Source organism: Paenibacillus sp. EKM212P (assembly GCF_011066115.1).
Taxonomy (GTDB): domain Bacteria; phylum Bacillota; class Bacilli; order Paenibacillales; family Paenibacillaceae; genus Paenibacillus; species Paenibacillus polymyxa_B.
The window spans coordinates 17515-34215 of the sequence record NZ_JAAMNR010000006.1 but is presented as its reverse complement, the minus strand read 5'-3'; the positions used below and the strand labels follow the sequence as shown (position 1 = coordinate 34215).

Genomic DNA, 16701 nt, shown 5'->3' with positions numbered 1-16701 from the left:
ATCAGTTGAATTTCCTACGGAATTCTTCCGGTGTGTGCAATACGTTTTTTTTGAACACTTTAAAAAAGTACTTGATATCTTTATAACCAACTTGTCTGCTAATTTCTGCGACCTTGGCGTCTGTATACAGCAGTAAGTGCTGAGCCTTTTGCATTCTGAGCTTCACCATATATTCCGTGAACGAGAGCCCAAAATAATTTTTGAACAGAATGCTAAAATAGGACGCATTATAGTGGAAGCGCCGGGCCACGATCTCCAGACTAAGGTCTTCATGTAGATGTGCATCTAGAAATTCCTTGCACTTTTTCATAATGGGATCGCCTTTGGAGCCGCTATGAAGCTCAAGAATCAGCTCTTTTAACCATGTTGCAACACCATCCTCAAGATTCCGAAGACAGGTGGCCTCTTCGACAGCTTTGTTCAAACGTTCCGAGAAACGTGAGTAGACTTCCTCACTCCACCCTATATTAATCCGTTGTAAACTAACCAACAGAAGGTGTACCAATTTTGCTTTAAGCGCTTCAGGTGCAGGATACCCTTGCGTCATTTGTCCAATGAAATTCTGCACCCGATCCAATAGCTGATCTGGTTCTCCATTAAAGATAGCGCTTTCAATAAATTTAAAAAAGGCCATTTGTTCGTATGCGCTCATTTCTTGTACTGGCTGCTCATCATCTGAAATGACAAGGTTCAGACATCTGATGTGAGGTGTATAAAAGCGCATGGAGATTAGGCCGACGGCCTTTTCGTGAGATTGGCTTATTTGCATTTCATTAAAATTAAAAGGCTGACCCCAAGCAAACCAGATTGAAATCGCTTGCTGTTGCTCCAACTTTTTCAACCCAGCTTGAAGTGTTCTTTTGGCCTCCTTGCCGTCTGCCCTATCCTTCCAATTCACCACTGCAACCACATGGTCTTTATGGGTTTCAAGTGGAAACACGACAGAAGACGCCCAAGGCCGCAATATTTCAACAACCGCATTAAGGAGTCGGGAATCCCACAAATGTATATCTTTCGAGCGGGATGCAGATGCTCCCAACGCGAGCACTTCTCCTACCCCATGCCATCCAAAGTGACTCTTTAATAGGCTTTTCTCGTTAGGCTGTAATTTGTCTGTCACACATCTGCTAAACAAATGCTCCACAAATGCAGGCATACTCTGCTCAATCTGATTAAACGCTATTTGATTCCCACTCAGTGTTTCCTGTTCCTCTACAATGATCTTCTCCATATGTTGAATCACTTCAATAAGTTGCTGTGATTGCACCGGTTTCACCAAATAATCATTCGCCCCATACCTCACCGCCTGCTGTGCATAGCTAAATTCCTGGTAGACTGTCACTAAAATAACTTTGGTCTCATGCTGACCGAATGTTCTCAATTGTTGAAGATATTCAAGTCCATTCATGATCGGCATTTGAATATCTGTAAAAACGATTTGGATCGGTTTGGATAACGAAATGGTCAGAGCATCTTTCCCGTTCTTGGCTTCCCATACCTCGTATTCGGGACGTAGATCCCTGACCATGGCAGCTAAACCTCGACGCTGTCTAGTTTCATCATCCACAACAAGTACTCCCAGCGGGATCGAATTCACTGACTCCCCTCCTGTCGTTTTCATACACGCATTTTTTTTCAGTATAACACTTACAGGTGGGAGCCGATCCTATTTTCTTTTTCGCTTCATACTGCGGATGGTCGTTTTTGTGGCCTGATCCACCCGATATGATTCCGTGATTTTTTGCAGTGCTTTGTTGAAGGTAAAATCATCTAATGTATTATGATTTAAATACGCCATGGTTACCTCAGGTAGCTTGATATAACAGATCGATATCGCCCATGCTACCGCCATTTGTACATAATAATCCTCGCGATGGGTCTGATCCAGTAAAGTAAGCACCCGCTTCATATACTGTTCCTCAATATAAAAATTAAGAAGCATAACCACACCAAACCGAATTTCATATTCTTTCTTGGAGAATAGATAGGGCTGAATAAACTCCCACACCCGTTCTTTATGATGTTTCGTGATTTTCAATCCGGCACAGAAACTATCACATACGGACCAATTATCAATTTTAGGAACAAACTTGGCGGTATAACTCAAAACTTCCTCTATATCCGTTTTTACAGAACCAATCACCATACCTTGCAGCATTACTTCTTCGAAGTGTTCACTTTCAGCGGTCTCCAGGTAGAGGCGCCAATCCCCTTTGGCAATATCTTGAGCAAGCTTACGCAGCACTGGCAGACGTACACCCAGCACATTATTAATCGTCGGAAGCAATGCAGCCGTAAATTTCTGAAAATCCGCATCCACATATGACAGTATCTGTTCTCTAATTGTTTTCTCCATCATTTCCACTCCCTGATTCTTAACGAAATGAAATACTCCACAAATAAATGGAGGCCACCGAACCATAAGGCGAATAGACTCGGCGGTACTCCTCAAATTGCTGCTTGGTCAATGTATCTAGATGGTACAACTTCATCATTCCCCGTCGAATAGCCATATCGCCCCAACTGACGACATCTGGACGCTCCATGCAATTAATCAGCATCATTTCAGCCGTCCAAGGTCCTATTCCTTGCAGCGAGGACAATTTCTGAATCACCTGTGCATCGGAAAGCTCATATAATTCCTGTAAATCCAACAGGCCCTGCTCGATCGTTTGGGCTATATTAAGGATACATGTGGCCTTTTTCATGGTGATGCCACAGCTTTGAATATCTAAAGCCGACTGAACAGCTATATTTTGTGGAGTGATCACGCCTAACTTCTCCTGCATCCTTGCCCATATGGTCTGAACCGCCTTGGCCGATATAAGCTGTCCCACAATTGCATGAACGAGCGCCGCAAACAGGTCAGGAATGATCACACGTTCTACCTTGCCCAATTGCGTCATCGCTGCACCAAGTACGGTATCTACGTTTTTTAGATAATTGATTTCCTTTTCCCCATAGTCAAAGTTTTTGGTCATTACAGTTTGCATTCGTTCTCCCGCTGCCCCCTTATATGGTTCACTCTTGATTCAATGGCATGGACTGCTTTTACATCAAGGTTCGAATCCTTCTTTGCTCACATAGAGCTGCTCTTTCGGGAAAACATGGAGAAAACGCTCATAAACCGCCTTATAGGCAGCAGGATGATACCATTCTTCCAGCCCCAATGACTCGTACAACGCACCAATTTTTAAGCTACGCGTTCGTCTTCCCCCACTGCCGTCTCCCATAAAATAATCATCAATACAGACACGGTTGACCAGAGGCAAAAGCTTGTCTGCAAAATGTTCACTGCTTGGAAGCATCGGAGCAATCGTAGCTTGCGTCGATACACCTGCCTCCTTTAAAAGATGCAGCGTTTGGAGACGAGCCTGGATGGGAGGAGCTTCCGGGGTAAAATGTTTGCGTATATCTTCACGATCTGTTTCTACAGTCATACTCACACGAACACGATCCCCCAATCGGAGCAGTAAATCAGTATCCCGCCGTACCAGTGGACTGCGCGTCTGTAAAAAGAGAAAATCCGGTGGATCCTCCACCATCACCTCCAGCAGAGACCGGGTCACCTCTTCCTTATACTCGGCAGGCTGATAAGGATCTGTGCTTGACGACATGAAAATCGTGACTTTACCTTTGGATTTGGCTCTACGAAGCTCCTTGCGAAGAATATCTGCCGCCTGATTTTTAATATCAACCCATGTCCCCCACGCTTCCTTCCGAAATGTGGAGACTGGCAATTGGCGTACATAGCAATACGAGCAACCAAAGGTACAACCTGTATACGGGTTCAACGAATGTGTATACCCTGACAAGAAGCCGGTCCCTTTATTCAGAAGAGTCTTGGGGGATTTGTAATACTCATTTTTCATACTGAACCGATGCCACACTTTCCTTTTCGAGCTGCAAAAGCTTCACCTTCATGTCCAAACCACCACGATATCCGGTCATAGCTCCATTTTTACCGATGACCCGATGACAAGGGACCGTGACCAAAATCGGATTAGCACCGATGGCAGCCCCCACCGCACGAACAGAGGCTGGCTTTTGAATAGCGTTGGCAATGTCTGAATAGGATAGTGTTTCCCCATACGGAATATCACACAACGCATTCCAAACCGCCATCTGGAACGCAGTCCCATGAAAACCAAAGGGCAATGTAAATTGGGCGCGCTTCCCTTGGAGATATTCAATCAACTCCTTGGCATAGGGCTGTAAAGCAGCATCCTCTTCAACTAAAGGACTGCCGGGAAATCGTCTTCCCGCCCATGAGAACAATTCCTCTACAGGTTGATTGGGCGAACCTACATAACATAGTCCTTCCGATGTAGCTGCAATATATAAATTCCAATCCTCATGTGTCAACAATGACCAATAGATCGTTTTATTTATTTGCTGTGCCATGCTGTGTACCTCCATTTTGTGTTGCTTTCAATTTGAGTTGGCGATATTGCAATGGGGTGTAGCCTGTATGCTTTTTAAATAACGTAATAAAGTAAGGTGCATTGCACAGACCTACGTTCTCCCCCACTTCCGCAACAGATATATCTGAGTAAATGAGCAGCTTCTTCGCTTGTTCCAACCTGGTCTGCTGTATATATTCCATTGGAGTTATATGCATGATTCGCTTGAAGGTACGATGTAAATGGTACGGACTTCCATGACTTATCTCAGCCAGGATGTGCAATGTTAAGTCCTTCATATAGTTAGAATTCACGTATTCTGTAACCAGTGCGATCCATTCATGATCAGGCAATCGTTGTCCTGTCGGTTTACATCTTTTGCATGGACGAAAATGCTGGGCCAATGCCTGCTCTGCTGTTTTAAATATACGGATGTTTTCTCTTTTGGGAGGACGGGATTTGCAGGAGGGGCGACAAAATATTCCCGTTGTCTTCACAGCGTACAAAAATACCCCGTCATAAGACTTGTCGTTTTCTACAATAGCTCTCCACTTGTCGTCAGTTATGGATAAATCGGATGTTCTCATTCAAATCACCTCTCTGATGCAAATGTGGCCTCCCCACATATCCATGGCAGGACTATTCAAAATCCTTCTGTCTAAATTATAGACTAAATAGTGAACATATGTACCCTTCTTGGAATGTAAAGGCAAGATAACGAAAAAAAGATGACTCCCCGCGGAGTCACCTTTGATCTTACTTATCTATCATTACTTAGGCTTGAAGTTTGCTCGGTTCAGCGGTGATCGTCAACTCATCTGAAGGAGGCTGATATTCCTTTGACCAATACTCCGCATTTGAAATACCTGCTTTCTCCGGGTCGAACACCGGATCTATCCCTTGCTTTCGCTGCCGTTCGTAATCCTTAAGCACGCGGAAAGCAGGTTTGGCCAGCAGAATCATGGCGATTAGATTCACCCAGAGCATAATACCGACGCCCATATCCCCCAGTGTCCACGCCAGAGCCGATTCCTTGACCGCCGTTCCGTAGAACGTCGAACCCAGAATAACCAGCTTTAGGACGAACATGGGCCATTTTGCTTTATAATCTGCAACCAGATAGGCCATATTTGTTTCTGCGATGTAATAATAAGAGATAATGGTTGTAAACGCGAAAAAGAACAATGTAATTGCCAGCAGACTGGAGCCGAAGCCCGGAAATACCGACTCAATAGCAGCCTGTGTATACTGGGTCCCCTCTTCAACACCGGGAAGATTGTGCACAATAAAATCGCCACCGGGTCCCTTCACGTTATACATACCTGTGAACAGAACCATAAAAGCCGTAGACGTACAGACCAAAAAGGTATCTACGTACACGGAAAATGCCTGGACCAGCCCCTGCTTCGCCGGATGAGATACTTCCGCAGCGGCTGCCGGATGCGCACCAGAGCCTTGTCCGGCTTCGTTGGAATAAATGCCCCGCTTTACGCCCCAAGCAATCGCCGTCCCTGCCATACCGCCGAACACAGAATCCACGCCAAAGGCACTACGAAAAATCAGCGAAAATACATTGGGAAGCGCAGTAATGTTCGTCATCATAATGTAGAAAGAGACAAGGATGTAACCAAGTGCCATAAACGGAATAACAACCTGAGCGACATTGGCAATCCTTTTTACACCCCCAAAGATGATAAGTGCCAGCAACACGACTACTAGAATCCCTGAAACCTTCATATCCATGCCAAACGAGCTTTGAAAAGCTACGGCAATGGAGTTCGATTGGGTGCCTGGCATCAGTAAACACATCGCGACCAACGCAGCAACCGCAAAAATGATGGCAAACCATTTTAAGCCTGTCCCTTTTTCAATATAAAAGGCTGGGCCGCCCCGGTACTGACCATCTCGCTTTACCTTATACACCTGAGCCAGTGTGGATTCTACAAAAGCTGTAGCCGACCCGATAAAGGCCATGACCCACATCCAAAATATCGCCCCAGGTCCACCCATACCAACCGCCAAAGCAATCCCAGCAATATTCCCCGTCCCTACACGCCCCGATAGTGCCATCGTAAAGGCCTGAAAGGAGGATACACCTGCCTCGGAACTTTTCCCTTTAAATACTAGACGAATCATCTCTTTGAAATGCCTAATTTGTAGGAATCGAGTCATGATCGAAAATAATAGCCCCACGCCCAAACAGACATATACCACAGGATTGCTCCAAATGACGCCGTTTACTGCCTCTGCCCACTGCTCTAACATTCCTTGTATTTCCCCCTGATCAATCAATTGATTTTCTAGTCTATGTTTTCAGAAAATTTGCATAATTACAAAAAATTATAGATTAGTTTTTACCCCCATACAAGTTAATTTAATTGACATATTGTCAATTACAAGTGAGCTTACCGGCTACATAAAATGACGACAAAAAAGCTCTGATGATCCGGGAATGTGGACCATCAGAGCCTTGTCCTTAAGACATTTAGGCAATGCTTTCTTTCTCATTCAGAGCACTAGACAATTTCAACAGTGGAGCCTGCTCCGTTACCTCTTCTTGAGCAATTGGAAGGACTTCAGTATATTCGGAAGAATTCGTAATGATAACTGGCGTAATCGTAGGATAACCCTCTGCCCTGATTTGCTCAACATCAAACTCAAGCAGTAGGTCCCCAGCTTTCACCTGATCGCCTTCTTTGATATGGGACGTAAAATGTTTACCGTCCAGCTTGACCGTATCTACTCCGACGTGAATCAGAACTTCTGCGCCATGATGCGAAACAACTGCAAGCGCATGTTTTTTCTTGAACGCCACGGTGATGGTTCCATCGAACGGGGCCACGACTCTGCCCGTTGTCGGTTGGATGGCGATCCCTTTGCCCATAGCTTCCGAAGCAAATGCAGGATCGGGAACCTCCGACAAAGCGACCACAGTTCCTTCAATTGGGCTGAGTACCTCTTCATTAGAAACAACAACTGTAGAGGTCGATTCTTTAGCCGAATTGTTAGTAGTTTCCTCTTCTTCAACTGGATCTTCAAAACCTAAAATATAAGTCAAGATGGCCGACACCAGGAATGAAACGGTAATCCCTAAAATCAATCCCGGGAATCCTTGTCCACCAGGGCCGTAAAAGATCGGCAAGGTCAGCAATCCCGGTGCGCCGGAGGCAAATGCTTGCGTTCCCGCTTGACCGATAATGGCACCACCAACGGCGCCGCCGATAATACCTGCAATAAACGGACGTTTCAGCGGAAGCGTAACCCCATAGACGGCTGGCTCCGTGATGCCGAACAAAGCGGTCAGTGTGGCGGAACCCGCCAAAGTTTTCAGCTTCTTATTTTTGGTTTTCAACATAACACCGAATGCAGCGCCGGTTTGAGCAAAGATGGAAGCCGCAGCGGAAGGCTTGATTCCGTCTCTGCCATTAACAGCAATATTATTAATGAATACAGGTACAAGACCCCAGTGAACACCGAAAATAACGAGCAACTGCCAGCAAGCACCAAGGATTGCTCCAGCTAGCAATGGACTAAAGCTAAATGCAGCAACGAGTGCAGTAGCGATCGCGTTGCCCACATACACCCCGACTGGACCAAACACGATCAGGGTTAGAGGAAGCATAATTACAAGTAGAATCAAAGGTGTAATAAAGTTTTTGACGCTCTCATGGATCACTCGATTGCACCATTTTTCCAGCTTACTCATGACGATGACGGCTAAAATGATCGGAATAACGGTAGATGAATAACTCATCATAACAATAGGAATACCGAAAAAGTCCGTAGGTGTACCTTCCGTTTTTAGCGTAACAATGGTCGGGTAAAGCAACCCTCCGGCAATGGTCAGGGCAACGAAGATATTACCTCCGAATTTCCGTGCCGTTGTAACCGCTAACAAGAGAGGGAGGAAATAAAACAAGCTGTCGGCCGCAGCATACAAAATCATATAGCTAGTGTCTTTCGGTAGCAACCAGCCGAGGTTGCTCGCAATCAGCAGCAGACCTTTCAGAATACCGGACCCCGCCATAACTCCGAGCAACGGTGCAAAAATGCTGGAAATTACGTCGATTACGGCGCCAAATCCTTTGTTGCCTTTAGCAGAATGATCTTCTTTTCCAGTATCATTCAAAATATTGGATACTTTGCCGATTGCATTATATACCTCTGGTACTTTGTTGCCGACTACAACCTGGAACTGACCACCGCTCTGCTTCACAGTGATAATTCCGTCGGTTTTTTCCAACTTTCCCTTGTCCGCTTTTGCCTCATCTTTTAGCACAAAACGCAGGCGTGTGGCGCAGTGAACGAGCGATACTACATTTTTTTCGCCACCTACCAGGTGTACAATTTCCTTAGCCAGTTTTTCATAACTCATGATGGACACCTCCATGTTCTAAGGGGCTTTTTACATATTTAGGCACACAAAAAACCTAAGCCTTGAAAAATGGTGGGCACTTTAGTCCCGCGATTTTTCATGACTTAGGTTTTGCCTGCATAACCAGTAACAATCCCAGTTAAAACTTATTAAATTCCTGTTACTCTCATAATATAATCATTCTACCATATTTGTCAACAAAAACTTTTAATCGTCTATTCTTGGTCCTTTTTCGTTGAAAACGTTCGACTTATCTGTTCACCACCCGTTCAATATGCACGGTCAGATACAATTTTTCTTCGTTCGTCAATTCGTGTTTGTATTCTTTTTGCACAAAAGTTCCGATTTTCTCTGTACAAGCAGCCGCTTCCTTATGCTTTTCCTTAATCATGTCATACAAATGATCATAGTTATTTTCGTAGTGATTTCCCTTAAATACGCGCTGGGCGAAAAATTTCAGATGCGTAATAAAACGGAAATAGCTCAGAGAGTCCTCGTCGAACTCCACCTTAAAATGATATTTTGCGATATTGATAATTTGCTGGATAAACTTCGTGATACTCATGGTTGTAATGACTTCCTCGTTCATTTCAGCATTCACGATGTGAATCGCAATATAAGCCGCTTCGTCCACAGGCAGTTCAATACCGAGCCTTTGTTTAATTTGTTCCAACGTTTTCAGACCCATCGCGAATTCTTCTTTGTACAGCTGCTTGACTTCCCACAATAACGCGTTTTTGATTTCCAATCCTTCCCGGTATCTTTCAACAGCGAAATTGATATGATCAGTCAGCGAAACATAAATATTTTCGTTCAGCTTTCTATTCAGATTATGCTTGGCGTCATTAATGACTTCCTCCACAATCACAATCAAATCAAGCGGTACCTCACGTAACAGCATTTTAAAGTTATCGGACGTCTGCTTGTTTTTCAGAGCAAATACCTTCTGAATTCTGGTTTCGTCTACTTTGTCTCCAGGCTTTTTCTTAAAAGCAATCCCCCGACCCATCACCACGAGTTCGGTGCCGTCCGTCTGGTAGACGCTGATTACATTGTTGTTAATGACCTTTGCTATGTTCATCTCGATCCCCCGTTCCATATGCCAGCAAGAGCCACACATGCTCCATCCTCTTTATTGTAAACAGAAAAAAACCGAAGCACGCCAAATAAACAAGACTGTAACATCCGCTTATTCGTGGCTTAGGTTTTGCCTGCTACGCAGTAACAATCCTAAAAATGATGGAATTGCGTCAAGTATAGCCCGAAGAGGAACGATTGTCAACGCTTTCAATGAAGAAACGGAGATCGGAAATCCCCGTGGGCCCGGGACGTCCGATCCTATTTACTGGTGGTACGATTATTCGCCCAGATTTTCGCCGTCGGAATGAATTACATTTTTGTACCAGTGGAAGCTTTTCTTTTTAATACGTTTCAACGAACCGTTGCCTTCGTTGTCACGGTCCACATAAATATAACCATAGCGCTTTTTCATCTCTCCTGAGGAAGCGCTGACAATGTCAATAGGTCCCCAACTTGTGTAACCGATAATTTCGACTCCGTCTTGAAGAGCCTCACCCATTTCGGCAATATGCCGCTTGAGATAGTCGATCCGGTAATCGTCGTTAACTTCTCCTTCAGGCGAAACCACATCATTGGCACCAAAACCGTTTTCCACTACGAACAGTGGCTTTTGGTAACGGTCATGCAATTGGTTGGCTGTGATGCGGAAACCTTTGGGATCAATCGTCCAGCCCCATTCGGACTTGTCCAGATATGGATTGGCTACGGAACCAAATACATTACCACTGGTCATGTTCTTGACGATTTCCGGGTCTGTGCTGGTCGTCCGGCTCGAATAATAGCTGAATCCGATATAGTCAACGGTATGATCTTTCAGAATGGCTGCGTCGCCTGATTCCATCTCAATGTTTAATCCATGGTCCTTGAAGAAGCGCTTCGCATAACCAGGATATTCGCCGCGTGACTGTACATCAATAAAGAAGTAGGACTCGCGGTCTTTTTCCATGCCCTGATATACATCTTCGGGATTACATGTATACGGATAGAAGCTGCCGGCAGCAAGCATACAGCCAATCTGGGCATCCGGGATAATCTCGTGACACGCTTTAACAGCCAGCGCACTTGCGACAAGCTGATGATGTGCAGCCTGGTACTGAATTTGTTTAACGTTCTCACCTTCTTGAAAAACAAGCCCGGCACCGAGAAACGGCAAATGGAGAAGCATGTTAATCTCGTTGAATGTCATCCAGTATTTCACTTTATCCTTATAGCGGGTGAATACTGTTTTGGCATAGGTTTCAAACAGGCCTACCAGCTTCCGGCTCCGCCAGCTTCCATATTTCTCGACCAGATCTACCGGCACGTCAAAATGAGCGAGGGTAACGACTGGCTGAATGCCATGTTTATGCAACTCGTCGAACAAATCATCGTAGAATTGCAAACCTGCTTCATTAGGAGTAGCGTCTTCTCCCGTTGGAAAAATACGAGCCCAGGCAATGGAAACACGCAGCGCCTTGAAGCCCATTTCTGCAAATAGCGCAATATCCTCGCGATAGTGATGATAGAAATCAATAGCTTCGTGGGAAGGATAGAATTCGCTTTCAAGTGGAGTCAGCGAGGGAACATTTCCTTTCATTATGCTTCTTCTCTTCTCTCCGGTAGGCAGCAGATCCACCAGACTCAATCCTTTACCGTCTTCCAAATAAGCGCCCTCGGCCTGATTGGCAGCAAGAGCACCGCCCCATAAAAAGTCTTTAGGAAAAATATAACTGGACATAAACATTCTCCTTCCAAATGTGTGATAAAAGGGGTAGCGAAGGGTGATAGACAATAAAAAAACCCAAACCAGCCTGTATACACTTACAGTGTAACAAGCCAATTCAGGTTATGCCCTATCGGTAACATCCCTTGAAAAGGTTATACGTATTTGATTGAAACTCTAACAAAGATTTGGGAACCTGTCAAATTCATTTGATATAATAACACGCAATTAACAAACCAACAACATTATTTCAATCGCCTATTGGGTAATGAAAAGAACCATGAAAGAGACCTCAGATAAACGACTTTACGAAAGATACCTAGCTGTTCGCCTTCGTCTGGAAGGGCACATGTTTTCGGAGATCGGTGATCTACTCAGTCGCTAATTTAAAATATTTTGTTGCAAGAAATTTAGAAAATCCCTTTGCATAGAGCCAAGAGGTATAATTTTTTTGATTATCTTGAACCTCCAATGCTGTCCTTTACTGTTAAATGACCATATTGCAGAAGACAGATATATGGAATGATATTTTTGTTCTTGTAAATCAGCTACTTCAAATTCAACTTTTTGTACTACTTTAGTGGAAAATAGATTCAGGAAAAGGATAATAATTTTATCATTATTTAGGAGTAATATAGCTCGACTTGTCCAAGCCGAAAGGCTTTGAGGAGTTGAATAGCAGATAAGCATGTTAGGTTCTCTATGCGATTCAGTTAGCTTATTAATAGTTTTTTTGTTAATGAATATCATAACCAAAAACCTTTCTATTTGGATGTTCAAATAAAATAGCTTTTTAAAGAATATCTTTCAAAATTTTTAAAATTCTAATTGTTTCCATTGGTTGTTTATTGATTCGTTTCATAAACTGGCCGACATGAAGCTTAATCTTATAAAACCTCTAAAAAAACACGTTATTCGCCACATTGGATTTAAGCCACAGCCATAGCCCCTCGACTGGATTCAGATTGGTACTATAGGGCGGAAGAAAGACCCGGTGCAGGCGTAGATGTTCCTTCAGGAGGAGTTGTAACCCAGTGGCATATAGTTATTAAGTTGTCCTCAGGAGAGTGTTTATCTTACAACATCATATAGAAAATATCTTGCCCTTTTTTACTATAAAAACAAGAAACCTCCATCAATTTATCCCCATTCTTACTGGGTTTACTGGTAGATAGTTTGTCTCATTTAGATGTTATAAGTAGTCTTATTTGATTTTATAAACCACATAGACAGGAATTATTTTAGTTTAAAAGTTTCGTTTCGTTGTCTCATCGTCTCAAATAATAGCACCGTAGAAGCCATAGCTGCGTTCAGTGATTCCGCTTGCCCCTGCATCGGAATGAATACCGACTCATCCACCATGCGCGCGGTAGCAGCAGAAATCCCTTGGCCTTCGTTTCCGATTACAAGCCAAGTGGAAGCGCGCAAATCTATGGTATAGCATGACAAGCTCGCATCCAGCGAGGTGCTGAGCAAGCGAGCACCTTTACTTTTGGCCTGCGGTAAAAGCTCCTCCAGGCTGCCTTCAATCACTGGCAGGTGAAACAACGATCCCATTGTGGAGCGGATCGTTTTGGGATTGTACAGGTCGGCGCAGCCATGACCCAATATTACGCCTGCGGCTCCAGCAGCGTCCGCGCTGCGGATGATGGTGCCTACATTGCCGGGGTCCTGCACCCCGTCCAGCACCATCACCAGTGCATCCGGCTGCTCCAGCAATGCCGGGAATGCGCTGCGCTCCTCCTTACGCACGATGGCAAAGACCGACTGCGGCGTCTTCGTATCGGTGCATTTTGCAATGACCGCCGTTGACACGGGAACCCATTCCACCGGCTGGTCGGCTGGATCCAGGCCATTCAGCTCGGCGGGAATGCCCTTGTCCAAATCATAGGCGACGGTTTCGACAGCCGCGTCCGAACGCAGCGCTTCCTGCACCAGATGAATACCCTCGACAATATATTTATGCTGCCGTGTGCGATGCTTTTTCTCCAGCAGTTGCGCCCACTCTTTTACACGCGCATTATTCGGTGAAATGATTTCCATTCGTTTAACCTTCCGTTTCTTTGTCCGTTTCTTAAAATAAATGATGCATCACTTGTACTTGAACATCAGCCTTCATTAGGCTGCGAATGCCAGCTCCAGCTTGGTCAGATCATCCTTGTGGCCCACAATGACAAGTACATCACCCGGCTCCAGACGATCTTCGGCATAAGGTGAAATGTTCATTTCCTGATTTCTGCGAATCGCCATCACATTGCAGCCGAAGCGTGCACGTATGTCTAGCTCCTTCAGGTTTTTGCCAATCATGGAATCGGCGGCTCTCATCTCCAAAATACTGTAGTCCTTGGACAGCTCAATATAATCCAAAATGTTGGGAGATGTCAAATGATGGGCTACCCGTAACCCCATATCCCGTTCAGGATAAACGACTTTATCCGCACCTATTTTTTGCAGCACTTTCCCGTGCAATTCATTTTGTGCCTTGACCACAAGGGCTGGTACGCCCATGTCCTTGAGAATCAATGTCGTCAGAATACTGGCCTGTATATCTTCGCCAATCGCAACTACGATTACGTCAAAATTACGGATACCCAGCGCTCGCAGCGCTTCCTCATCCGTCGAGTCAGCAGATACCGCATGCGTCACAATATTCGACATTTCCTGTGTACGCTGCTCGTCCGAGTCAATAGCCAGCACATCAAAACCCATCTCACTCAGCGCACTGGCAACACTGGAACCAAAACGGCCCATGCCAATGACCGCATACTGTTTTTTTGCCATTCCTTCTTTACCTCCCGATCACCATACTGTCCGTCATAGTATAGCATATCATGCTACAAACATAAATTTTGACATACTTATGCCAAATGCTTCTTCATGTATACTGGACAACAGCCCAAGCCATAATACATTCGACCACTACTACAACATACGGGAGGTACACATGCCCATTACAATGGATTTACGACAAGCAATTGTTCACAAAGTACACGGCAAATCAGAAGCTGATCTTACGGACATGATTATTGGGTCAGTGGACGGACCGGAGGCCGCTTTGCCTGGATTGGGTGTCATTCTTGAAATTGCTTGGAAGCATATGAGTCCAAACCAGCAGCACGATTTCGTCCATTTGGCACATGAACAAATCGATAAAATCAAACCCGTACCTTTAACCTAGCTCTAGCTATTTAACTTTTTGTTCCGATTTAATTGTGCTCATTATTTTACCCGTATTCTAAAATGAGAATAGTCCACTCGCATTAACATCGAGTGGACTATTCGTTGTATACACTAAATGACTGAGATCTAACGGTTCTGCATACTCAATCTTATGGAGCCATTTCCAAAAACTTAGCTGTCGGGTTTTTCTCCATAGCCGTACGCATGGCATACTCATTTTCGAACAAGGCAACATAATTGCCCTTCTTATCCTTTACCAGCGTAGAGTTAATACGGAACTTGCTCGGATCAATCTGATCATCCACAATCCAACGTGCAAATTGGAATGGCATACGCTGAAGCTGTACATCAACGCCATATTCACCCTTCATGCGGTACTCAAATACTTCAAATTGCAGTTGCCCGACAACACCCAATAGCGTATCGTCAAAGCTTACCGTACGGAACACCTGAATCATACCTTCCTCGGTCAACTGGTCAATACCCTTCAGATACTGTTTGTGCTTCAAGGCATTTTTCACCGTTACCTTGGCAAAAATCTCAGGCGAAAAGGTCGGCAATTCATCAAACACAACCTCGCTACCTTGGCTGAGTGAATCACCAATACGGAAAATACCCGGGTCAAACAATCCTATAATATCGCCAGGAAAAGCCTCCTCGACAATATCACGGTCCTGTGCCAGGAACTGCTGTGGCTGAGACAGCTTAATCTCCTTGCCCATCCGTACATGCTTAACACTCATCCCGCGTTGAAACTTACCGGAGACAATACGCAAAAATGCAATACGGTCACGGTGAGCCGGGTTCATGTTCGCTTGAATTTTAAATACATAGCCGGTAAACTTTTCGTTTGTTGGCTCAATTTCCCCAGCTGTACTACGGCGCGGCTCCGGTTTAGGAGCAAGCTGAAGGAAGTTTTCCAAAAATGTTTGTACACCAAAATTATTAATCGCACTGCCGAAGAATACAGGTGTTAATTCTCCACGCTGTACTTTTTCCATGTCAAAAGGGTCACCCGCGACGTCAAGCAACTCCAAGTCTTGGCATAATTGGTCATGCAAATATTCGCCCGCCATCTCACGAATGATTGGATCATTGTAATCTTCCACTTTTTGTACTTTGATCGTGGAATGGTCATCTCCCTGAAACAGCTCGACCTGATTTTTGACACGGTCATAGACACCACACAGCTCGCGTCCTGTACCAATCGGCCAATTCATAGGTACCGAACGGATGCCAAGCACCTGCTCCAGCTCCTCCATCAAATCAAAAGGACTGCGTCCCTCACGATCCAGTTTGTTAATGAAGGTGAAAATCGGAATTCCACGCTTCGCACAAACTTGAAACAGCTTAATCGTTTGCGCTTCCACACCTTTCGCTACGTCAATCAGCATGACTGCACTATCTGCTGCTGTTAATGTACGATACGTGTCTTCACTGAAATCCTGGTGACCTGGGGTATCCAAAATATTGATGCGGTGACCATTATAATCAAATTGCATTACTGAGGATGTTACAGAGATCCCCCGCTGTTTTTCAATCTCCATCCAGTCACTCGTGGCGTGTTTGCTTGCTTTACGCGCTTTAACTGAACCAGCAAGACGAATCGCGCCCCCGAACAGCAGCAGCTTTTCCGTCAGTGTCGTTTTACCCGCATCCGGGTGAGAAATAATCGCAAACGTACGCCGTTTGTCGACTTCCTGTTGAAGTATATCTGTTGTTTTACTCATTTCACATATCCCTTCATGATCAAATCCATTGCATTACTGCTCAAGCTATTCATAAAAAGGCCATGACGCACACCTGTTTTCATAAGTTCATCGGCTCTATGGGCTATATTGCCATTAGCTCCAGTATTCGGCGTACTCCGTTACCATATTCATTATAAATACGATCTATTTACATGTTTTAGCCTGCCTTTAACTTATAATCAGTTGCAAACTGAAAACCTGAGACTAAGC

14 protein-coding genes and 1 pseudogene are annotated in these 16701 nt (G+C 44.6%); 1 reads left to right on the top strand and 14 read right to left on the bottom strand.

Annotated features, from left to right (window positions below):
- Window position 1 precedes the first annotated feature (1 nt).
- The 13 genes and pseudogenes from G9G54_RS17760 to G9G54_RS17695 all read right to left on the bottom strand — a co-directional run.
- Window positions 2-1597 carry a response regulator transcription factor gene (locus tag G9G54_RS17760; protein WP_165179057.1) on the bottom strand — a complete coding sequence of 532 codons (1596 nt, stop codon included), beginning with the start codon at window positions 1595-1597 and terminating at the stop codon, window positions 2-4.
- A 69-nt stretch (window positions 1598-1666) separates the two neighbouring features.
- Complete coding sequence (locus G9G54_RS17755; protein ID WP_165179241.1) at window positions 1667-2356, bottom strand: DNA alkylation repair protein; 690 nt, start codon at window positions 2354-2356, stop codon at window positions 1667-1669.
- A 19-nt stretch (window positions 2357-2375) separates the two neighbouring features.
- Window positions 2376-2993, bottom strand: a complete 618-nt coding sequence (locus G9G54_RS17750; protein WP_165179056.1) for a DNA-3-methyladenine glycosylase family protein — start codon at window positions 2991-2993, stop codon at window positions 2376-2378.
- Window positions 2994-3056: 63 nt separating this feature from the next.
- The gene (locus tag G9G54_RS17745) at window positions 3057-3872 is read right to left on the bottom strand and encodes an SPL family radical SAM protein (protein WP_165179055.1); all 816 of its coding nucleotides are present in this window, start codon (window positions 3870-3872) and stop codon (window positions 3057-3059) included.
- Window positions 3862-4404, bottom strand: a complete 543-nt coding sequence (locus G9G54_RS17740) for a methylated-DNA--[protein]-cysteine S-methyltransferase (RefSeq protein WP_165179054.1) — start codon at window positions 4402-4404, stop codon at window positions 3862-3864. Before G9G54_RS17740 ends, G9G54_RS17745 begins: the two co-directional genes overlap by 11 nt.
- Window positions 4385-4990: a bifunctional transcriptional activator/DNA repair enzyme AdaA gene (locus G9G54_RS17735; RefSeq protein ID WP_165179053.1), complete on the bottom strand. Its 606-nt coding sequence runs from the start codon at window positions 4988-4990 to the stop codon at window positions 4385-4387. The genes G9G54_RS17740 and G9G54_RS17735 overlap by 20 nt, the downstream gene beginning before the upstream one ends.
- A 187-nt stretch (window positions 4991-5177) precedes the next feature.
- Window positions 5178-6668 carry an alanine/glycine:cation symporter family protein gene (locus G9G54_RS17730; RefSeq protein WP_165179052.1) on the bottom strand — a complete coding sequence of 497 codons (1491 nt, stop codon included), beginning with the start codon at window positions 6666-6668 and terminating at the stop codon, window positions 5178-5180.
- A gap of 220 nt (window positions 6669-6888) precedes the next feature.
- On the bottom strand, window positions 6889-8778 hold the full coding sequence (locus G9G54_RS17725) for a beta-glucoside-specific PTS transporter subunit IIABC (protein WP_165179051.1): 1890 nt from the start codon (window positions 8776-8778) through the stop codon (window positions 6889-6891).
- 250 nt (window positions 8779-9028) lie between these two features.
- The gene (licT, locus tag G9G54_RS17720; protein WP_165179050.1) at window positions 9029-9859 is read right to left on the bottom strand and encodes a BglG family transcription antiterminator LicT; all 831 of its coding nucleotides are present in this window, start codon (window positions 9857-9859) and stop codon (window positions 9029-9031) included.
- Window positions 9860-10135: 276 nt separating this feature from the next.
- Window positions 10136-11575, bottom strand: coding sequence for a 6-phospho-beta-glucosidase (locus G9G54_RS17715; RefSeq protein WP_061829882.1), 1440 nt, complete (start codon window positions 11573-11575; stop codon window positions 10136-10138).
- A gap of 883 nt (window positions 11576-12458) precedes the next feature.
- The gene (locus tag G9G54_RS17705) at window positions 12459-12578 is read right to left on the bottom strand and encodes a transposase (protein WP_165179240.1); all 120 of its coding nucleotides are present in this window, start codon (window positions 12576-12578) and stop codon (window positions 12459-12461) included.
- Window positions 12579-12796: 218 nt separating this feature from the next.
- Entirely contained in the window at window positions 12797-13603 is an 807-nt protein-coding gene (locus G9G54_RS17700) for a TrmH family RNA methyltransferase (protein ID WP_165179049.1), read from the bottom strand.
- A gap of 75 nt (window positions 13604-13678) precedes the next feature.
- Window positions 13679-14344: pseudogene (locus G9G54_RS17695) on the bottom strand (potassium channel family protein); the annotation flags it as partial.
- A gap of 160 nt (window positions 14345-14504) precedes the next feature.
- Between G9G54_RS17695 and G9G54_RS17690 the strand changes: the two are divergent.
- Window positions 14505-14738, top strand: a complete 234-nt coding sequence (locus G9G54_RS17690; protein ID WP_016819939.1) for a small acid-soluble spore protein SspI — start codon at window positions 14505-14507, stop codon at window positions 14736-14738.
- A gap of 151 nt (window positions 14739-14889) precedes the next feature.
- On the opposite strand, the gene G9G54_RS17685 is transcribed toward G9G54_RS17690, so the two are convergent.
- Window positions 14890-16470, bottom strand: a complete 1581-nt coding sequence (locus tag G9G54_RS17685; RefSeq protein ID WP_013311888.1) for a peptide chain release factor 3 — start codon at window positions 16468-16470, stop codon at window positions 14890-14892.
- Window positions 16471-16701: the final 231 nt, after the last annotated feature.